The organism is Methylomonas sp. AM2-LC (assembly GCF_039904985.1).
Lineage (GTDB): Bacteria > Pseudomonadota > Gammaproteobacteria > Methylococcales > Methylomonadaceae > Methylomonas.
This window is the reverse complement of the sequence record NZ_CP157005.1, coordinates 1,443,862-1,464,470: the sequence shown is the minus strand read 5'-3', so window position 1 is coordinate 1,464,470 and position 20,609 is coordinate 1,443,862. Positions and strand designations below refer to the sequence as shown.

The following is a 20,609-nucleotide window of genomic DNA, read 5'->3' as shown; positions in this document are numbered from 1 at the left end:
GATTTAACCTAAAAGGCATCCCAGCAGACAAAATCGGGCAATTTTTTTAGATTTTTGGTTGTGTGGTTGACACCTCAGCTTTTGGCGTATCAGTGCTTGAAGCCGCAGCTTTTGGTGGTGGAATTTCAATCTTATTGATTACACCGCCTTCTTCTTCATAATTCTGCGAGCCCACCGCACCAACCACCTTAAAACCTTTACTCGCCAACAAATCGGCAGCAATACCCGCACGATGCGCGTGATTTGAGACAGTGACGATTTTTCTATCCTTAGGTATATATTTCAGGGAATTTTCAATATCTTTACTTTGAATACTCAAATAGACAGGAAAGCCACCGATCTTGCTAATTTCATCTGGACGACGCACATCTATAATCAAAAGCTGTGAAGGCTTGGCGAGCAAAGCTTCCAGTTTGGCACGGTCCAGTTTTGGCGTTTTATAAGTCCATTTTTGTTCAGCAGCTGCATCCGGTTTTTTAGTGGCATCGGCTTCAGCTGCTTGAACAGACTGTGTTACTAACAGAGCCAGCGATAAGGCTAGCAGTATTATTTTTTTCATTTATCTAATTCCTAAATAATAATATTCCAATGTGCTATAAGTAAGTTATACGCACAGCTTCAGTATTATTAGCAAGCAATCAACATGCCATTATTTTATAAAAGATAAATAAAAATTAAAACAATATATCCAATTGATATTATTTGTATTTTTTTATAATCTCCTGTATTTATATTGCCATGTAAATTTATCACCTTATTTATAAAATAATCTGGTGATAATTCAACACACCCTCAACAATCACTGCTCATTTATTAGCATTTATAAACAGCTAAATATATCCATTCACTAACGAAGACTGTCCTATTTATAAACTCGACTTAATCAAATTAATAAATGAATTTTGTGAAAATAACATTCCATTAAAACGACAGGCAAAAAAAAGCGGATTAGAAGTATTACCCTCTAACCCGCCGAGCCTTTCACCACGAGAAAAAACTTAGAATTTACCGCTAAATTGCAATCCTAACCATTGTGGGTAGCTGGGTGTATAGCTAGTCATGGTTTGTACGGATGGGGTATGATTATTTAGCAGGTTTTTAGCCACAAAGCTGATATCGAACTTTTTGTCGCGCCGACCAATACCAAACGAAAAATCGGTATTAAACTGATAAGGAATCCAAGCATAAGCTGATAAGCTTGAGTCTGAATTGTAACGACTGAGATAACTCTCAGTAAAACTGGTATGAAACTCCGTTTTCGGCAAGTAATCACCCAAGCCCAAAATCTCACTGGCTACACGTACTTCCGGGCTGATATTGGCCGTGAATTTGGAAGCACCCGGCAAAGTTCGACCAGATGCGTTATACCCAGATTGATTAGCAGTAGTTACCTGCACTTCAGTTGGATTTGGCGCGTTATTGTATTCCACATAGATAGCATCTGTATAAGCGCCAGCAAAACGAATTGAAGTATAAGGCAAGCCAGTAAATACACCGTCTATCTCAAGACCTGCGGTTCTGGCCAAGGGTACATTACCGGTAATAGATGAATAAACTGAGGTGTTATTTGCCGCATTGGTCAGTTGATTGGTATATGCGGTATAACTATTATAAGTAGCAACCTGAGTTTGATAGTTTTTGATATTTGCCCAGAAAAGATCGGCATTGAGGACCAATTTTCTATCAAACAGCGTTGATTTTAAACCGATCTCGTAGCTATCATCTGTTTCAGGCGATGCAATGTAACCAACACCGTTAAGGGATTGAGCAATACCCGCTTTCATACCATGCTGCCAAGATACATAAGCGGTATAGTTTTCTGATAGCTTGTAGCTGGGGCTGATGTTCCAGGAAGGCAAAATACCGTTATAGACTGGTTTAGCAGTACTAAACAACCCCCCAATCTGCGATAGACGAATACTTCTGGCTGCCGCAATTTGTGCTGCTTGCTGAGAGGTTAATGCTGCATAGTTTACCCCATAATATTGTTGCGCCAATTTGTCTGCATTTGCGGCTTGTTGAGCCGTATTTGTTTGCAATTGGCCAGCACAACCCGTTGCTGCGCCAATTAGGGTAGTGGAACTGTTACAACCGCTAGCGCCAGTGGCGTTTGCATAAGTTGCATTAAAGCCATACCCAGTGTTAACACCATTTATATTGGTCGGATCCAGCAATGCGCCGGTACCTTCATTGATAATGTAAGCGCTATTTGGATTCTCGCGATGCTCATTAGTTACTCTAAAACCAGTGGTTAAGGTTAGATCATCATTTAAATGCGTATTGGCTTGACCAAAAATGGCCTCACTCTGATTCTGAATATCCTGATGATTAGTATCTAGCCACAAGTTATTCAACGAATTTTGCAGCAATAAGTTACCCGAGTTTATTACGGCGCTGGTAGCACCCGAAGGATTGGTTAATGCAGTGTACTGAGCATTTGAAGCGAACCAAGCACCCGCATCACTGCCATAAGATTTATTAAACGCAGTCTGGTTTTCGTTCTGCATCAAAAATAAACCAGCCGTGTAATCAATAAAACCACCTGCCTTGGAATTAATACGTAACTCCTGACTTAACTGGTGATAATTATTGGAATAACCACCCGCATTGGTGTTGATATTATAAGGTGTACCATCATCATTGGTAGGCGCATTAAAGTGGTATCCTTGGAAGCCGGTAATAGAGGTAAGATGATGATCAGCCACATCCCAATTCATTTCCAGCGAAGCCCCTTCACTACCGGAAATTACCGGTTGCTGGGTATTCAAATCTACGGAATTCATACCGTTATCACCATAGATATAATTTGATAGCCCGTAATTCAAACCACTACCGGTAAACCAAGGGCGAGCCAAACGTTGCCGAAAATTGGTAACTGAGGTAATAGTATTACCATTGGTATATTTAAAACCTTGAGGTGGAAAGGTATTGTATACACCACCATTGGTATTTTCGCCGGTATTAGGGGTAATGTTAACCGACAAACGCGCATTAAAATTCTGAGTGGGTGTCAGTAAAAATTGTGCTCGCCCAGTCAACCTATCAATGTTTTGAAAGGTACTGTCCTGGTTCCACTGATTAGTCATAAATCCACGCTGCTTTTGCGCAACAAAAGCACCGCGGAAGGCTAACAAATCGTCTATCACCGCACCACCAAAAGCACCTTTGCCAATATAGCTATCATAATTACCATAGGTAAACGAATAATCAGCGGTATTGGTAAAGGTGGGCCGTTTGGTAAAAATATTAACCACCCCCATAGTAGCTCCCTTGCCCTGCAAAGTACCTTGCGGACCACGAGTAACTTCCACAGCCTCCACATCGGTAAAGTCGTAACTGGAACTCATAGGATTGTAAGCGTAGTTGATACCATCAACGATAATACCTACGCTGGGGTCTTGCGCCTCGGTTTGTCCCACTTTACCTATACCACGAATGGAAAGACTGCTGGTACGCTGGTTACCCTGATTCCAGTTAATGTTAGCTGCACGCCGGGTGATTGAACTCAGATCCATGGATTGCTCTCGCTCCAGATCCTGACCAGTAACCACAGAAATAGATAACGGTACATCCTGTAATTTTTCTATCCTTTGTCGGGAACGCACCACCACTTCACCCAGATTTTTGGGTTTTTCCTGTTTAACTTCTTTTTCTTCAGGAATTGTTTCTGCTTGCGCCACATCCAAAGGTGGTTCGCCACTGTTTTCGGCTTGAGTGACTGGTACAGATGCTGCACCGGCTGTAACACTACTCTTTAATAATTGCTGTTCACGTTGCTTTGACGCTGCCAACTGCTGCTTTAACTGCTCAACCTGATCTTTTAAGGCACTTACATCCTCAGCCGACTTTTGCGGTTTCAGGTTTTTCGATTTTTTAACCTTTTTCTTAACATCTGTATTTGCTACTTCGGTAGCTGCGGTATCAATTGCATTGGCATCAATTGCGGTAATCATGGTTACTCCGGCCATTGCCAGCGCCATAATTGAAGATATTTTCCTGCGACGACTGATAATAAGAGGAACGGCATCCTTTTGATTTGCGTTAGCCTGAGTTGCACTCGCTAAGTAATTTTTCACTATTTCACCTTATTTATTTAATCCAGTAATTCAAGCCAACATCCTTGTTTTGCAGTCAAGATTGTCAAACTTTCCACTTTAGGAAATAGCAATGCCCATGCCAATTGTGTAACTATTGTCACAAATAAGAAAAAATTCACGAAAAAACTCTCTATGCCATTGAAATAATATAACTAATTTCTTCTAGTCTTTTCACAAGTACTTAATATAATTTTGCAATTGCGGATATTTTTAAAATCAGAGATTTGCTGAAATACGTTCATACGCTGTTGTAAGTCTGCGTGACAATCAACAGTTTTTAGTTTTGAAAACACCTGGATATAAAAAAAATCCAGATTTTATGATGGGAGTAACAATTGATTTTAAATAACTACCTACCCCGTTTTTAAAACATCGCTAAATAGCAGGCAATCTTGGCTTTTTATACCAGGTTGTTGGCAGCAGAAACATAGAAATGCTCCTGCATTCTATGCATACACTACATGCTTGTAGCTAAAGCTTTTATCAAGACTATACGGGCGTATTTACGACATACTCTAATGGTAATTGACATTGCTAACATACCTAGTAACGAAACATACCCGCAAAGCTGACTGTATTAAATGACTAAATAGATAGAGCTCTTATATTGGCTTACTAATTGCTTAATATTCGCAATTATTACCACAAACACGACTTATTCATGCCTATTAATATTAAAGCCACCCAAGTGGCTAAACATCGCCCCGTGGACTATTGGAAATACAACATAGCAATAATCGGGTTAGCAGCCAGCTGTTTACTAACCAGTCTTTGTGTCATGGCGGGCCCCAGTATTTACCCTACCGGAACCACACGTTATGATCCCAACAAAGCTTATAACTCTTTTGTATTATTTAGCGGTGGCGATAATATCGCGCACTTAATCGATTTAAACGGCAACTCTGTACATGAATGGAAAGATGCCGCTGCGCACAGTACCCTGATTAATCCAGCTCTGATTCAAGGCAAACTTGGGCATGTGTTTGTCACTCTGGAAACTATCGAAGGAAAAGGCACTGACCTAGTTCCTGGACAATTAAATCGGCGCATTTCCAAAATTGTCGGAGAACTGGACTGGGACGGTAATAAAGTATGGTCGTTCGGCGAAAGCGAAAATACACCCGGCGGAGCTGCTCAGCAACATCATGACTGGGCACGCCTGACTAACGGCAATACACTAATTTTGGCCAATTTAACGCATCGTATTAATGGCTTCAAACATCCGCTACTTATGGATGATGTGATTTATGAAGTCAACCCAAAGGGTGACGTAGTGTGGAAATGGATCGCTTCTGAACATATAGATGAATTTGGCTTCACACCCGCCGAATTAATACTGCTAAGAAACTCCGACTCGCCAGATTACTTACATATTAATAATTTGAAAGTGGTTGGAAACAACCACTGGTTTGACTCAGGAGACAAACGCTTCAACCCAGACAACCTGATTTTCGATTCGCGTAACGCTAATTTTACGGCTATCATCGATAAAAAAACCGGCAAAATTGTTTGGCGACTCGGGCCGCATTACCCACCAATCAACACTGAACAAGCGCAAAATCGCCAAGTACCCAGACCTGTTGATCAGATTAGTGGTCAACATGATGCACACTTGATACCGGAAAATCTGCCTGGAGCAGGGAATTTGCTGATATTCGACAATCAAGGCATCGCGGGATTTCCGATAGCAGAGCTACCATTTACGGGCGGCTCACGGGTTTTAGAAATTAATCCAGTCACGAACGAAATAGTCTGGCAATATACTGGGCTTGATTCCGGTGGACCCAGTTGGTCATTTCGCAGCACTCACATTAGTGCCGCTCGGCGTCTACCGAACGGTAATACCTTTATAGATGAAGGACAAAGCGGACGTTTATTTCAGGTTACACCTGATGGTGAAATTGTCTGGGAATATATCAACCCCTATGCACGCATAGGCAAAGACCCCATCAATGGTCGTACCATGCGTAATAATCAAATCTATCGTGGTCAACCCATACCTTATGACTGGGTTCCACCAGAAACACCCCGGAGCGAAAAACCCGTTACTCCGCCAGATATTACTCAGTTTCATATTCCAACTACCCCTTAAGTAACCCGTATTTTGGAGAAATATATGCCTCACATCACTGCAACCGGTATTGGCCGATGGTTATTGCCATTAACATTTCTTTGCTGGCATACACAATCAGCCTACGCCGTTGAGCTTGACCCTAAAGCCATCTCAGTAAAATTACCGGATAAAATCAATTGGGTAAGCAATCCGGGCGGTTCTGAAACAGCTGTTTTAGTCGGCGACCCCAGCAAACCCGGATTGTATGTGGTGTTAAATAAATGGAAAGCTCACCATAATAGTAAGCCGCATTCTCATCCCAACGACCGTTTCATCACGGTAATTTCTGGAACTTGGTGGGTGGGTACCGGCACCCACTACGACATCGAACAATTACAACCCTTACCGGCAGGTAGCTTTGTTACCCATTTTGGCAACGAAGTGCATTACGATGGCGCAAAAGAGGAAGATACGGTATTGGAAATTGTCGGTATAGGACCAGCAACCGCCACACCCGCACCGGAATTAGAAAGCCATCAATAAACACTAAGGCCACAAATGTAATCAACGACCGCTCGATCTTTGCTTGCGGTCATTTTTTGCAACTGACGCTATGAAACCATTAAACCTGCTTTGTACCCGAACCGACTGTTTAATTAATCACACCCTATCAACAACGACTGTTGATTATGCAGCATATTGTTCATGTTTGAAGGTTTATTGTTATTGCCATGGTAAAAACCTATTGTAACTAATGCACTGGCTTAGCACTAAGTTAGTCAAATATCAGATAAATGGTATGGGAATTGCTCTATTCGAGTTTTGCTTCAGTCATCTTCTGACCTTGATAAAACTAAAGGAGTTTTCATGTATAAATTAAACCCCATTATGGTAGGCATTGCCATGGCTTTGGCTACGACGGGATGCAGCCTGCTTAATCCGAGTCTAAATTCGGCCAGCGAGGCTGCGGGTGTAAAAAATATTCAAAGCATCGAGTTTTCTGGAACCGGCCGTTGGTATCAATTTGGACAAGCACCTAACCCTGACCTGCCCTGGCCACCTTTTGATGTCAAAAGCTTTACTGCAAACATTAACTATAGTGCTGCCAGTGCAAGGGTACAGATCAGCCGCTTACAAGTGGTTGAAACCGGCCGTAATCGCCCAGTACCTGTTGAACAAAAAGTTGATCAATATATTAGTGGTACTACTGCCTGGAATAAAGCGACTAGCGCAAATGCCAGCCCAGCCAATACCGCACAACCTGCCGCAGTTGAAGAACGTGTAGCGGAAATATGGGAAAGTCCACAAGGCTTTCTAAAAGCGGCTCTGGTTAATCATGCCGTTTCCGAGCCTGTCGATAATGGCACCAAAATCAGCTTTAGCTTAAGTGATAAATACCGTTTCATCGGCATTATCAATGATGACGATCAATTAGTTCAGGTAAAAACCTGCATCGACAATCCAGTATTGGGTGATACAGTCATAGAAAGCCAGTATAGCGACTATAAAGACTTTGGTGGTTTGCAGTTTCCTGCACACATCGTGCGTAGCGCAGGTGGTTTTCCTATTCTCGACCTAACGGTTTCTGCAGTTAAGATTAATCCTACTGTTGAAATCAGTATACCAACGGAAGTCTCGAATCCTCCCGCCGTTTCGGTAGTGGTTAAACCACTCGCTAATGGTGTTTATTATTTGACAGGAGGAACCCACCACAGCGTTGCCATTGAACAACGTGATCATGTTGTGATCGTAGAAGCGCCTCTGAACGAAGAACGCTCACAAGCCGTTATTGCCAAAGTTAAAGAGATTATTCCCAATAAACCGATTAAATATCTGGTTAATTCTCACGCTCATTTCGATCATTCCGGCGGCCTTCGCACCTACGTAGATGCAGGTGCCACTATCGTTACCGAGCAAGCCAATCAAGCGTATTACCAAAAAGTTTGGGCATATCCGCATAAAATTAATCCTGATCGCTTAAGTAAATCGAATAAACCGGCGATATTTGAAAGCTTTACCGGCAAACACACCTTATCAGATGGTAATCGTAACATTGAAATCTATTCACTAGCTGGCAACAGTCACAATGATGCTTTTGATTTTGTTTATTTACCCAAAGAAAAAATCCTCATTGAAGCAGATGCCTATACACCCACAGCAGGTCCTGCAACCACGCCTGCGGCTATTAACCCCTACAGTTTAAATTTGTACGAAAATATCAGAAAGTTCAAACTGGATGTTAATCAGATTGCGGGGTTACATGGTAGGGATGTACCTTTTTCTGACCTGCTAACGACTATAGGCTTACAAAAAGCACAAAACTAATCATAAGCCTGTCCGTGCATCAGGGCGAGAAAAATCAGTATTTCTCGCCCATTTATTTTCAGTTGTGTTTAACACTAACTGACGGTTGTAAACATCAACAAAATTAACTTTATATATTTTTTATCAACAGGAGAATCTATGAAAACTTTTCCTTTGCTGGCTAGCGTGGTTTTAGTGCAATTATCAGCCTTTTCTTATGCAGGCACTGTCGTAAACGGTAACTGGACGCCCAGTAGCTGCGGTGAAAAACCGATTGCTCCAGCGATTAAAGACACCGATATTGATGCGTTCAATGCCAGCGTAGAAAGTATTAATAATTGGCAGCTAAAAGCCAAAACCTATTACGATTGTCTAATAAAAGAAGCCAATAATGATAATTCAGCCATAGCACTTAGCGCCAATCGAGAGCAGAATAATCATCGTGATACCGTAGAAAAAATACGTGAAACCATTGCCGCAACTGAAAAAAAACTGGACAAGTGAATTGGGTAGTAAAACACTAAAGCCTTAACTTGACGGTGAATAACTTCCATCGGTGGAATACGATTAGCACCTATGGCCTTGCTTAATCTCAAACAGTAGCTGCACAAAGGGTGCACGATTAATAACACCCCTACACTTGGCACTAGCCTACTAACGAATTGATACAGGCTATTAAGTAATAATATCTAATACATTTTACAAAAATGCAATGGTTCTTTATTCGTTTGTAAAAAATGGCACAAAGCATGCTCACAATAAATAGTAGTTTGCTTGGAAGGTGCAATCAAGCAATTGAAAAATTACTAAACCGTTTAAAACCTACAGATCAATTAAAACTTGAACCGTGTGGTTTATATTTTCATCAAGGACTCAATGCCATGCATAAAATACTAGAAACCACATTGCTAATGGGCGGCGCTCTGGGCATTTCCCAAGCTGTTGAAGCAGTGGAGGCTCCCGCCAAAACAGCACCCGTAGCCACAACACAACAACCAGCACCTAATGTCATCTGGATATTATTGGATGATGTGGGATTTGGAGCCAGTTCTGCATTTGGCGGCTTAATAGAAACTCCCAACCTGGATGCGCTTGCAGCACAAGGGTTACGCTATACCAACTTTCATACCACTGCAATAAGCTCACCTACCCGTGCAGCCTTACTTACTGGCCGAAATCATCATAGCGTCAGCATGGGCTTATTTCCGGAAACAGCCAACGATCAACCAGGTTACCAAGCCAAAATTCCGGCAAGTAAGGGCAATATTGCCGAAATATTACATGAAAGTGGTTATAGCACCTACGCACTGGGCAAATGGCATTTGACACCCATTACAGAAGCAACCCAGGCGGGACCCTTCAATCGTTGGCCTACCGGTAAAGGCTTTGACCATTATTATGGTTTTTTGTATGGCGAAACAGATCAATGGCATCCGCAGTTAATTGAAGAAACACATCGGGTTGACAGCCAAACCAGTGGACAGCATTTAAATGCGTTACTGACCAATAAAGCCATCCAATATATTAGTGCTGAAAAATCGATACACCCTGACAAACCTTTCTTTGTTTATTTTGCTCCCGGCGCAACACATGCACCACATCAAGTTGCTCAACCCTGGATAGATAAATACAAAGGTAAATTTGATGGCGGCTGGGATAAATACCGGGAACAGGTATTTGCCAACCAAAAAAAGCTAGGGGTTATTCCGCAACAGGCACTACTTCCAGAACGTAATCCAAATATCAAAGCGTGGGATACTCTGAATGACAATCAAAAACGTTTATATGCACGTTATTTTGAAACTTACGCCGGTTTTTTCAGCTATACCGATGCTGAAATTGGTCGTTTGCTAGAGTTTCTGAAAAAAACCGGACAATTTGACAATACCATTATTGCAGTATTGATAGGTGATAATGGTGCCAGCAAGGAAGGTACAGAATACGGCACCACCATAGGCTTGAGTGCCAGGGCAAAACCAGATGGTGATGCAGATAAACTAGTACAAAAATTAGACTCTATTGGCACAGAATATTCATCACCCAACTACCCATTGGGCTGGGCGCAAGCCGCTAATACACCATTCAAATACTGGAAACAAGATGCCAACTCAGAAGGCGGCACACATAATCCATTGATCTTATCGTATCCACAAGGTATTCAAGATAAAGGTGGCATTCGCCAACAGTATGCACATGTCATCGACTTACTACCCACTACTTTAGAATTAGCAAAAGTTAATCAACCTAAAAGTATTGCGGGTATCACACAAGACAGCTTGGAAGGTACAAGCTTGGCCTATAGTATCAGTGATGCAAAAGCAACTTCTAGACACAAAATACAATACTATGAAATTAATGGTTCACGCTCAATTTATAAAGAGGGATGGAAAGCAGGCACCTTGCATAAACCCGGCACGCCGTTTGATAAAGACACCTGGGAACTCTATAATTTGAATAACGACCCTACCGAAATCAATGACTTGTCTACCAAAGAACCTGGAAAACTTAAAGAGTTGCAAGCCCTGTTTACTGCAGAAGGCAAGAAATATCATGTCTTTCCATTGAAAGACACCTTATTTACCGATTTCCTGAGTTACAAAGGCGCATTCCAAAATCGACAACAAATTGTGCTTTACCCAGGCATTGAACAAATCTTCTCTTTATCAGCACCGGATATAATTACTAAAGCTTACAGCCTTAACGCCGACGTTGAGATACCGACTAATGGAGCAGAAGGAGTCCTGATTGCTAATGGTGGTCGTTTTGGTGGTTCCAGTTTGTTCGTGCAAAATAACAAATTAAACTTTGCCTTTAGCGATGGAAGCCAACAAACTTTAATCTCTGCTAATAAGCCTATCAGTGCAGGTAAAGCCAAACTACGGGTTGATTATGCGCCCGAAACCAACAAAAATCCGCAAACGGCAAGCATTAGTTTGTTTGTAAACGATGAAAAAGTGGCCGAAGGAAAAATACCCTTACTGCCCATAAGTGGCGGTATCCCTTATTTTGCCTATGATGAAGGATTTGATATAGGCCGAGATCAGCAAACACCAGTGAGCGATACTTACCAAACACCCTATAGTTTTACCGGTAATATAGAAAAAGTGACTATAGACTACGCCAAAAACTGACAAATCTAGCCCGATAACTGATTTATTAAAGCAACAGCCACTGCTCTGTTCCATAAATCAAGTTATCGGCTCTTCGTTTTTTTCCAATAGCTACCACCTTCCCCACTCTGATAATTTAGATGTACAACATGGAAACAACAGATCAGACCCCAGGCCTACACCTCATGGCTAAACCGGTAGGCCCCATTTGTAATCTGGATTGCAACTATTGCTTTTATTTGGAAAAAGAACAATTGTTTCCAACAGGGCAACGTTTTTTAATGTCAGAAGAAGTATTGCGTAGCTACATAAAACAGAACATTAGTAGTGAAAACTCATCTGAGGTACTTTTCACTTGGCAAGGGGGCGAACCCATGCTGCGCGGCTTGGCTTTCTATCAACAAGCGGTAATGATTCAACAAGAATTTGCAAAGGGTAAAACTATCCGTAACAGTCTACAAACTAACGGTGTGTTATTAAATAAGGAATGGTGCCAGTTTTTAGCAGCTGAAAAATTTATGGTGGGAATCAGTCTAGATGGCCCGCGTGATTTACACAATGCTCATCGGGTTAACAAACAAGGCAAGCCAACTTTTGACGCCGTTATGCAAGGCATTGAATATTTAAAAAACTATCAAATTGAATTTAATGTATTGGTAACAGTTACGCGAGAATTATGCAAACATCCAATACGTGTTTATGATTTTTTTAAACAACACGATCTTTTTCATCTGCAATTTAATCCGGTCGTGGAACGCGTTGTACCACTAGATACCGAGAATTTAGGGCTTAGTTTTGCTATACCAGATACCGAATCATTGTTACCTGTCACAGAACAGAGTGTTGAACCTGCAGCCTATGGTGATTTTCTGGTAGCTATATTTAATGAATGGATCAAACAGGATGTTGGAAAAGTCTATGTGATGAATTTTGAATGGGCACTGGCTTCCTGGTTAAAGTTACCAGCAAATGTGTGCTTATTCTCAGAAAATTGTGGTAAGGCTTTAATTGTTGAACACAATGGCGACGTTTATTCTTGTGATCACTATATGTATCCGGATTATCGCTTGGGTAATCTGCAAAACAATGATATAGCGGCGCTAGCAGATTCTGCGCAGCAAATCAGGTTTGGTAAAACAAAATCAGCAACGCTACCAAGGGATTGTAAACAATGCGAATTCTTATTTGCCTGTCACGGAGAATGCCCGAAAAATCGCTTCAAACAGACTTTGCAGGGTGAACCTGGACTCAATTATTTATGCCCCAGCTATAAAAAGTATTTTAAACATATTAATCGTTATATGCAGGCTATGGCTAAATTGATTTATTACAAGCAACCAGCCAGTTTAATTATGCAGGCGTTAAAAGGTCCTTTGCCGATTAGTTTATCAATCGCAGACACTACAACAATCTAATGTATTTATTTTACACGCGTACTTTCAAAACCCAGTCGTAGCAGACTATGACTCAATTTAATTATCGATACAGAAATTAGCCTCTTTTTTGTTTTAGCCGTTTTATAAATATGCTTAACCACCCTTAATACGAGAGGATTAAGGCAGCACCAATATAACCGCAGACATCCATACCCTTTAAATTTGACGGCAATAAAAAGCTGACAAATTATCATTGCAGAAAACAAACCATTTAGTGAGTATTTATTTAGTCATGTACAGTATTTTCAACTCATACTGTTGATAAAAAAACACCAGACAAACAACAGCAACAAAATTCTGCTGATTTACAAACAACCTAGCAGTTACTTATTTTTTTAATTTCCAGAGAGGCAGTACTTACACGCAACAAAAACACCAATATATTTATTAATTTTCTCTATATTAAACATTAACTTGTTACTAATAAACACATAATTTACTAATTAAATACTCAACTTTCAAAATTTGGCATGAGTCGTGCAATAAATAGCATAAGGAACTGAACCTGTTCTAACTTGATTAAACAAGCACAACAGCATTCTTCCGGCTAATCAATAAGACAGCTATTTAATTTTATACAGGACAATCAAAATGAGCAGTCATGCAGCCACGTTAGAAAAATTTACTCAGGGGGAAACCAGCAGTTGGGAATCGGCAAAAGTAATTACACTCAATACATCCAACCATACTTTAGCAGAAAACTTCAATCCAACAGCCATTGCTGCTGCCATTGGCAGTTTTAAATTTAATGCAAAAAATAATGATCACAAAATCGTCGATTATTTTTTGATCGGCATATTGACACTATTAGTTCATAACACCGTCATTTCACATTTTGAAGGACTTTCGTTTGAACAGGAAATTGTAGAAGCCATTAAGCCACCACCTAAAGTGCAAATTACCCTAACCAGACCACAACCTAAACCGGTTGCGCCGCCACCGCCTATTGTGCAGCCAAAACCACCCATTGTAAACGCTGTGCCGTTAAAACCACCAAAACCTAAACCAGTTCCCAAAGTGGTAGAACAGGCTCCTCAGCCTACTCCCAGCCCGGTAACTGAAGCAGTGCCAACGGCATCTACCGCCCCCCCTGCTCCACCAGCACCCGTTGTACAGGAAAAAGTAACCGCACCTACAGCGGGCGCTGATTATCTGCATAATCCGGCACCGGAATATCCTGATCTTGCACAGGAAATGGCTTGGGAAGGCAAAGTGTTATTGAAAGTTCATGTTCAAGCGGATGGTAAACCCAACAGCGTCAGCTTAGCAAAATCCAGTGGCCACAAGGAACTGGATGATGCAGCCATAAAAGCAGTAAACAAATGGTCTTTTGTACCCGCAATGCGTGGAGATACCCCGATTGATGGCTGGGTAACAGTGCCAATTTCTTTTAATTTATAATTCTGAGGTTATTTAAATGTCTGATATTTCAACTAACGTTATCGTCGATGGTACGCTGTCTCTATTGATTGGCGCATCTGTTATCACCTGGTCTTTAATCTTGATTAAAGGTATCCAGCATCTACGAATTTCCTATTACAACCGTAATTTTGGCAAAAAATTCTGGACTGCCCCCAATATTCTGGCTGCTTCGCAACTGGAAAATCAGCACGGGCCGGCAGCACGCGTCGCTGGCATTGGTTTTACGACCTTAATAGAAACCGATGATAATGCCACCACCCATGATTTGGAGCACACTTGGGACCGTCAAGAATTGCTGGATAGACGTTTACGTCAACAAATGCAAAAAGAACGTGGTTCCCTAGAAAGTGGTCTGGCCATTTTGGCAACCATAGGCAGTGTATCGCCATTCGTTGGCTTATTCGGTACGGTTTGGGGCATTATGGGGGCATTAACCAATATTAGTAAAAGTGGTTCAGCCAGTCTTGAAGTCGTAGCAGGTCCTATTGGTGAAGCTTTGGTGGCAACAGCGGTTGGGATTGCTGTTGCGGTACCTGCCGTGATTGGCTATAACTTTTTTATTCGCCGCAATAAAGTAATCTGGGCCTATCTGGACGATTTTGCTATTGATTTTATTCACTTAGCACTAAAAAGTTCATTTGTGATCGAGCGATTAAACAATAAACAAGCAACTACGTCTTCGCGACTGACTGATATTACCGGTGGCAAAAAAACCAGTGGCAAAGAAACTGTTAATACTCACGATGAATTACTAGCGAAAGAGGCGCATGCATAATGGCATTTAAAACTCAAGATGATGGCGATGATGTAATGGGTGAAATCAATGTTACGCCATTGGTCGATGTAATGTTGGTACTCCTGGTGGTATTTATTGTGACCGCACCATTATTGACGCAGGCTATCCACGTTAACCTGCCAAAAACTGCTGAAACCGCACCACCAGAAGAAAAAGCGGCCATTTATTTAAGTGTGGATGCACAAGGTAAAGTTTTTCTTGATAAACAAGAATACCCAGTTGATGCCATTGAAAATGAACTCAAAAACCGCAAAGCGGCAGATCCTGAGTTGGCTTTAAATCTTAACGCAGATGATGCCGTTCAGTATGGCACGGTAGCTAAAGTCATGTCTTCCATTGAGCGTGCAGGGGTCACAAAGCTTTCGGTATTAACTATTCCTAACTAGGTTGATTTATATGCTGGCAGTGTTGGTTTGTTTTAATTTATCAGCACTGCCCTAAACTACTCATATTCAAGATACGGAGAACAAATGTCTTTTATAAAACCTATACAAAGGAGTGTACTGTCACTTGCCATTGTTATAGCACTAACAGGCTCAGTAAAGGCAGAGGATAGTGTCGTTACTTCGATACCGGGTGTAGCAGATGCAGGAACCAAAGTTGAATTAATTAAAGAAGGCTTTAACGGCACGGAAGGGCCTATTTCTCTGCCAGACGGTAGCGCTATTTTCACCGAAACCACTGCTAATCGAATTACGCGGGTTGGAATCGACAATACTATCTCAACGTTTCTGGAAAATACCAATGGAGCTAATGGCTTGGCCTTTACACCCAGTGGTGAATTAATTGCGGTACAAACCTTAAATACAAAGGTTGGCATTATTTATCCCGCCGGCAAGGAAAAAGTGTTGGCCGAAAATTTTGCGGGTACAGCTTTTCAGCGTCCGAATGATTTAGTACTGGCTAAAAACGGTGGAATTTATTTTACCGACAGCGGCACTCGCGCCAGTAAAGAGAACCCAAATCCTCCGCGATCAAATCCAGGCGTTTATTACATTTCACCGATTGGAGATCTTAAACGACTGGCAACACCTGCCGACATTGAACGTCCAAATGGCATCCAATTAAGTCCCAATGAAAAAACCCTGTATGTGGCCAACACAGCGGGTGAATATTTGCTGGCTTACGATATTGCCTCAGACGGTTCTATTAGCGGTAAAAGGAATTTCGCAAAATTACAGGGATGGAGTCAAACAGACAATGTTTGGTCTAGTGGTGCAGATGGACTGGCTATTGATGCGGAAGGCAGAGTTTTTGCGGTTTCGAATCTTGGTATAGAGGTTTTCACAGACAAAGGTGAAGCGCTAGGCATTATTCCTGTACCGAAAAAACCGCAAAATATTGCTTTTGTGGGTAAAGACAAAAAAACTTTATTTATAGTTGGTCGCGGTTCGGCTTATAAAATTGCTTTAAAAACTGCGGGATATTCAGGACGAGTAAAATAGACAACACTTTGAAAATTATAACTATTAAGTCAATTTACCTAAGTAAACTCATTGGTAAGTTCGTACTCCTTACGCATAATTACTGCATAAGCAAAAACACGGACTTTTGTTAATACTTTGGTTTCTGGCGAGTACAAACTGCCCGTATATATTCTGTTTGCTGAATATCGGAATGGATTTAAACCAGGTGAATAGTTACAAAAAACTTAACGATAAGAGTCAGTTTAAACACTCACCGTCATTGCACATTAGTATCTGCTAGCAGTTCGGCTATGACAGACACAGAGCATTTTTATTTTTTATGGAGTTTTCTAGATGGCACGAAAAACAGCACATGACTTTCATCCGGAAGCACTGCAAATTTTCGATAAATACGTACACGGAGATATTAGCCGACGTGATTTTCTATCCTCAATCCCCAAATACGCACTGCTAGGTTTATCGGCAGAAGCATTACTTGAGGCATTGAATCCAAAGTTTGCGCAAGCACAGGAAGTTAAAGACAACGACCCACGTATCAAAGCGACTTTTGTTGAATACCCATCGCCGCATGGTAATGGCAAAATTCGCGGCTATCTGGTACAGCCAGCACATTTCACCGGCAAACTCCCTACCGTGCTAGTGATCCATGAAAACCGAGGACTTAATCCGCACATTGAAGATATCACCCGCCGTCTGGCACTTAACAATTTTATTGCCTTTGCACCGGATGGGCTGTATAGCCTGGGTGGTTATCCAGGTGATGAAGATAAAGCCCGCGAGTTGTTTCAAAAACTAGATAAGGAAAAAACTCAAGCAGATTTTCTGACTGCGGCACACATATTAAAAAAACTACCACAGGGTAATGGTAATGTCGGGGCAGTAGGCTTTTGCTATGGCGGTGGCATAGTGAACTACTTAGCAACCAAAATTCCAGATTTAGCCGCAGGTGTACCTTTTTATGGCGTGCAACCCAGTGCAACAGATGCAGCTAAAATCAAAGCCCCTTTATTAATTCATTATGCGGGTGTTGACGAACGTATCAATGCGGGTTGGCCTGCTTACGAATCTGCTTTGCAAGCAGCCAATGTCAATTATGAAGTTCATATTTATCCAGGTGTTCAACATGGGTTTAACAATAACACGACACCACGCTACGATGCGGCTACCGCAAAATTGGCATGGGATAGAACCATCAGTTTTTTCAATACCTACTTACGTGATAGCTAACCAGGAAAATAAAAGATGAAAGTGAGCGTTCATATCTGGGACTGGCCGTTACGCCTGTTTCACTGGTTACTGGTACTAGTAGTAGTAGGTTCGTATATCACCGGTAAATTAGGTGGCTCCCTCACAGATTGGCATGGTCGTCTGGGCAGTTTAGCATTAGGCTTAATCATTTTCCGCCTAATATGGGGTTTTATTGGCACAACACACGCCCGATTTAGCAGTTTTTTTCCTACCATTTTACGTTTAAAAACCTATGTTAAAGGTGAATGGCAAGGTGTTGGTCATAATCCAGTAGGTGCTTTAGCGGTAATAGCCTTGTTGATTAGTTTGAGTCTTTTGGTCGTAACAGGATTATTCGCCAACGACGACATCGCTTTTGAAGGGCCACTTTTTCATTTAGTCGACAAAGACATCAGTGACAAACTTAGCGGCTGGCATATCAGCCTAGTAAATATACTCATATTGCTGGTTGCTATCCATGTGTGTGCCATTGTTTTTTACCATAAAGTTAAAAAAACCAATCTTATTGTGCCAATGATTACTGGCAAGAAAGATCTTCCCAAATCTTTCGCACCTGTATCTATCACCGCTGTAAGTCTTTTACGCTTTACATTAACTCTCATAGTCTCAGCCAGTCTGGTATGGGGAGTATGGAACGGGGGCCTTACAAAACTGCTCACACCGCAAGCCAGTATTCAACGACCCGCTACACAGACCCACACCTAAACCTAAAATTTTAATTTCTACCACAACACCTTAAGGAGATAAATCCATGAGAAAAAAACTTGCGCTAGGCGTTTTTCTAGCCGTTACCACAGTCAGCAGTTTTGCCGGGCCTGTTGAGGATCAAATCAGATTTCGGCAATCTACTTACTCTTTCTTAGGTTGGAATACCGCCAAAATCAAGTCTCAGGCGGTAGATCATCCAGAAACGTATAACAAAGACCAAGTAATTGCCGCGGCTAATGCCATAGCCGCAGTTGCAAATTCGGGTGTTTTGGAACTCTATGGCCCCGGCACAGATCAAGGCACAGGTTGGAAACCAACCCGCTTAAAACCAGAATATTTCCAAAAAAAGGATGAAGTAAAAGAAATTGAAGCCACTTTCATCAAAGAAGCCAATGAATTGCAAAGCGTTGCAGCATCAGGAGATGCAGCTGAGATTAAAGCTCAATTTGGTAAAGTGGGTGCTTCTTGCAAAAGCTGTCACGATTTGATTCGTGTACGCGAATAATACACATTAGTTAAACCTTAAACTGCGCAACGGGTGCATGAACTTTTACCTAAATCATCATATGTTGAGGATTGTCCCGTTGCCAGACTATGAAATAAGTAGCCTTTGTTAAGTGTATAACCATTAATCTAAAACAGTTGCGCTATTCAACTAAGCTATTTTTGTGGAATAGCGCAAAACATGTAACCTATTTAAGTTCTTATGAATCAAACTAAGAATAAACCCTATGGACATAGTGGGAAACGCATAGTTTCTTTAGGGTTGTTAGTAACAATCATTGCAGGCGGGGTATATGTTTATCAAAACAACCAACCGACAGTAGCAGAGACTAAAACAGCTTTGACGGATAAATCCGATAAACATAAGCGCAGATCTGGCCGAGATCACTTTCACGACGAGGATGAGGCTGTTGTAGTAGCGGTTGAAACAGCGATCCAAGGAGACTATCCCATTTTTCTAAATTGTTTAGGAACGGTTACTGCTCTAAAAACGGTTACAGTACATTCTCGGGTAGATGGTGAATTAAAAAATATTGTATTTACCGAAGGGCAAATGATTAAAGAGGGAGATCTACTGGCGGAAATAGATCCCAGACCCTTTGCAATACTACAAAAACAAGCTGAAGGACAACTACTAAAAGACGAAGCACTACTAAAAAATGCAGAATTGGATTACAGGCGCTATCAAACATTGCTGGAACAGGAGTCTATCGCAGCACAGCAAACTGCCACTCAAGCGGCACTGATTACGCAATATCAAGGTGTCGTTGAAATAGATAAATCACAACTGGACAATGCAAAGCTGCAACTTAATTACGCCAAACTTACCGCCCCCATCACTGGACGTGTAGGCTTACGGCAAATTGATCAAGGTAATATTATCCATGCATCTGATAGTAATGGCCTAGTTGTTATCACACAAATGCAACCCATTAGCGTGGTTTTTACCCTGCCAGAGGATAAGGTTCAACCACTTATTAAACGTTTGCGCACCCACCAGACTATTCCGATTGAAGCTTATGATCGAGCAGGCACCAATAAACTGGCGGATGGCAAACTGACAGCTATTGATAATCAAATTGACCCAACTACCGGTACTTTGAAGCTAAAAGCACAATTTGACAATACTGAATCTACGCTATTTGCCAATCAATTCGTTAACATAAAAATGTTATTGGATACATTAACCGGTGTTACATTGATACCCAGTGCCGCATTACAACAAGACACGCAAGGCCCTTATGTGTATGTTATCAATTCTGATAAAAAGGCTGAACTACGCCATATTTCTTTAGCACCAGGCACTTCGGCACAAGATAAAGTTGCCGTTCTCAATAATCTTGCGGCGAATGAAGTCGTGGTCATAGAAGGCATCGACCGCTTGAAAGAAGGCAGCAAAATCGACATAGCGCAAAAAGATGGTTTGGCTCTTGCGGAAAATACCGAAACGTCCTCAGCACTACCTCAGGAAAAGAAAAATCACCAAAGTAGGCGTAAAGAATAA

16 protein-coding genes are annotated in these 20,609 nt (G+C 41.5%); 14 read left to right on the top strand and 2 right to left on the bottom strand.

The window, feature by feature from the left end; all coding sequences use genetic code 11:
* Positions 1-46: 46 nt before the first annotated feature.
* Together ABH008_RS06560 and ABH008_RS06555 are read right to left on the bottom strand one after the other, a co-directional pair.
* Positions 47-559: a rhodanese-like domain-containing protein gene (locus ABH008_RS06560; RefSeq protein ID WP_347989056.1), complete on the bottom strand. Its 513-nt coding sequence runs from the start codon at positions 557-559 to the stop codon at positions 47-49.
* A gap of 439 nt (positions 560-998) precedes the next feature.
* Positions 999-4,076 (bottom strand): TonB-dependent receptor, encoded by a 3,078-nt coding sequence (locus ABH008_RS06555; protein ID WP_347989055.1) that lies wholly within the window; start codon positions 4,074-4,076, stop codon positions 999-1,001.
* 682 nt (positions 4,077-4,758) lie between these two features.
* On the opposite strand from ABH008_RS06555, the gene ABH008_RS06550 reads away from it, so the two are divergent.
* The 14 genes from ABH008_RS06550 (at position 4,759) to ABH008_RS06485 (ending at position 20,609) form a co-directional block, all read left to right on the top strand.
* The gene (locus ABH008_RS06550) at positions 4,759-6,189 is read left to right on the top strand and encodes an arylsulfotransferase family protein (RefSeq protein ID WP_347989054.1); all 1,431 of its coding nucleotides are present in this window, start codon (positions 4,759-4,761) and stop codon (positions 6,187-6,189) included.
* Positions 6,190-6,213: 24 nt separating this feature from the next.
* Positions 6,214-6,693, top strand: a complete 480-nt coding sequence (locus tag ABH008_RS06545) for a cupin domain-containing protein (protein WP_347989053.1) — start codon at positions 6,214-6,216, stop codon at positions 6,691-6,693.
* A gap of 324 nt (positions 6,694-7,017) precedes the next feature.
* Positions 7,018-8,475, top strand: coding sequence for an MBL fold metallo-hydrolase (locus ABH008_RS06540; protein ID WP_347989052.1), 1,458 nt, complete (start codon positions 7,018-7,020; stop codon positions 8,473-8,475).
* A 138-nt stretch (positions 8,476-8,613) separates the two neighbouring features.
* Positions 8,614-8,958 (top strand): hypothetical protein, encoded by a 345-nt coding sequence (locus ABH008_RS06535; RefSeq protein WP_347989051.1) that lies wholly within the window; start codon positions 8,614-8,616, stop codon positions 8,956-8,958.
* A gap of 377 nt (positions 8,959-9,335) precedes the next feature.
* Positions 9,336-11,585: an arylsulfatase gene (locus ABH008_RS06530; protein ID WP_347989050.1), complete on the top strand. Its 2,250-nt coding sequence runs from the start codon at positions 9,336-9,338 to the stop codon at positions 11,583-11,585.
* A gap of 164 nt (positions 11,586-11,749) precedes the next feature.
* Positions 11,750-12,979, top strand: coding sequence for an anaerobic sulfatase maturase (locus tag ABH008_RS06525; RefSeq protein ID WP_347989049.1), 1,230 nt, complete (start codon positions 11,750-11,752; stop codon positions 12,977-12,979).
* Between the two features lie 612 nt (positions 12,980-13,591).
* Positions 13,592-14,401 (top strand): energy transducer TonB, encoded by an 810-nt coding sequence (locus ABH008_RS06520; protein ID WP_347989048.1) that lies wholly within the window; start codon positions 13,592-13,594, stop codon positions 14,399-14,401.
* A gap of 16 nt (positions 14,402-14,417) precedes the next feature.
* Complete coding sequence (locus ABH008_RS06515; RefSeq protein ID WP_347989047.1) at positions 14,418-15,197, top strand: MotA/TolQ/ExbB proton channel family protein; 780 nt, start codon at positions 14,418-14,420, stop codon at positions 15,195-15,197.
* Complete coding sequence (locus ABH008_RS06510) at positions 15,197-15,604, top strand: biopolymer transporter ExbD (RefSeq protein ID WP_347989046.1); 408 nt, start codon at positions 15,197-15,199, stop codon at positions 15,602-15,604. The genes ABH008_RS06515 and ABH008_RS06510 overlap by 1 nt, the downstream gene beginning before the upstream one ends.
* 84 nt (positions 15,605-15,688) lie before the next feature.
* Positions 15,689-16,663: an SMP-30/gluconolactonase/LRE family protein gene (locus ABH008_RS06505; protein WP_347989045.1), complete on the top strand. Its 975-nt coding sequence runs from the start codon at positions 15,689-15,691 to the stop codon at positions 16,661-16,663.
* A 315-nt stretch (positions 16,664-16,978) separates the two neighbouring features.
* On the top strand, positions 16,979-17,872 hold the full coding sequence (locus ABH008_RS06500; protein WP_347989044.1) for a dienelactone hydrolase family protein: 894 nt from the start codon (positions 16,979-16,981) through the stop codon (positions 17,870-17,872).
* A gap of 15 nt (positions 17,873-17,887) precedes the next feature.
* Positions 17,888-18,598 (top strand): cytochrome b/b6 domain-containing protein, encoded by a 711-nt coding sequence (locus ABH008_RS06495; protein ID WP_347989043.1) that lies wholly within the window; start codon positions 17,888-17,890, stop codon positions 18,596-18,598.
* Positions 18,599-18,644: 46 nt separating this feature from the next.
* Entirely contained in the window at positions 18,645-19,106 is a 462-nt protein-coding gene (locus ABH008_RS06490) for a cytochrome c (RefSeq protein ID WP_347989042.1), read from the top strand.
* Between the two features lie 201 nt (positions 19,107-19,307).
* Positions 19,308-20,609: an MdtA/MuxA family multidrug efflux RND transporter periplasmic adaptor subunit gene (locus ABH008_RS06485; RefSeq protein WP_347989041.1), complete on the top strand. Its 1,302-nt coding sequence runs from the start codon at positions 19,308-19,310 to the stop codon at positions 20,607-20,609.

What these genes read in the sequence shown, in the direction of transcription:
- ABH008_RS06560 (WP_347989056.1), bottom strand. Translation starts at nt 559, where the DNA reads ATGAAAAAAATAATACTGCTAGCCTTATCGCTGGCTCTGTTAGTAACA.
- ABH008_RS06550 (WP_347989054.1), top strand. Translation starts at nt 4,759, where the DNA reads ATGCCTATTAATATTAAAGCCACCCAAGTGGCTAAACATCGCCCCGTG.
- ABH008_RS06545 (WP_347989053.1), top strand. Translation starts at nt 6,214, where the DNA reads ATGCCTCACATCACTGCAACCGGTATTGGCCGATGGTTATTGCCATTA.
- ABH008_RS06540 (WP_347989052.1), top strand. Translation starts at nt 7,018, where the DNA reads ATGTATAAATTAAACCCCATTATGGTAGGCATTGCCATGGCTTTGGCT.
- ABH008_RS06535 (WP_347989051.1), top strand. Translation starts at nt 8,614, where the DNA reads ATGAAAACTTTTCCTTTGCTGGCTAGCGTGGTTTTAGTGCAATTATCA.
- ABH008_RS06530 (WP_347989050.1), top strand. Translation starts at nt 9,336, where the DNA reads ATGCATAAAATACTAGAAACCACATTGCTAATGGGCGGCGCTCTGGGC.
- ABH008_RS06525 (WP_347989049.1), top strand. Translation starts at nt 11,750, where the DNA reads ATGGCTAAACCGGTAGGCCCCATTTGTAATCTGGATTGCAACTATTGC.
- ABH008_RS06520 (WP_347989048.1), top strand. Translation starts at nt 13,592, where the DNA reads ATGAGCAGTCATGCAGCCACGTTAGAAAAATTTACTCAGGGGGAAACC.
- ABH008_RS06515 (WP_347989047.1), top strand. Translation starts at nt 14,418, where the DNA reads ATGTCTGATATTTCAACTAACGTTATCGTCGATGGTACGCTGTCTCTA.
- ABH008_RS06510 (WP_347989046.1), top strand. Translation starts at nt 15,197, where the DNA reads ATGGCATTTAAAACTCAAGATGATGGCGATGATGTAATGGGTGAAATC.
- ABH008_RS06505 (WP_347989045.1), top strand. Translation starts at nt 15,689, where the DNA reads ATGTCTTTTATAAAACCTATACAAAGGAGTGTACTGTCACTTGCCATT.
- ABH008_RS06500 (WP_347989044.1), top strand. Translation starts at nt 16,979, where the DNA reads ATGGCACGAAAAACAGCACATGACTTTCATCCGGAAGCACTGCAAATT.
- ABH008_RS06495 (WP_347989043.1), top strand. Translation starts at nt 17,888, where the DNA reads ATGAAAGTGAGCGTTCATATCTGGGACTGGCCGTTACGCCTGTTTCAC.
- ABH008_RS06490 (WP_347989042.1), top strand. Translation starts at nt 18,645, where the DNA reads ATGAGAAAAAAACTTGCGCTAGGCGTTTTTCTAGCCGTTACCACAGTC.
- ABH008_RS06485 (WP_347989041.1), top strand. Translation starts at nt 19,308, where the DNA reads ATGAATCAAACTAAGAATAAACCCTATGGACATAGTGGGAAACGCATA.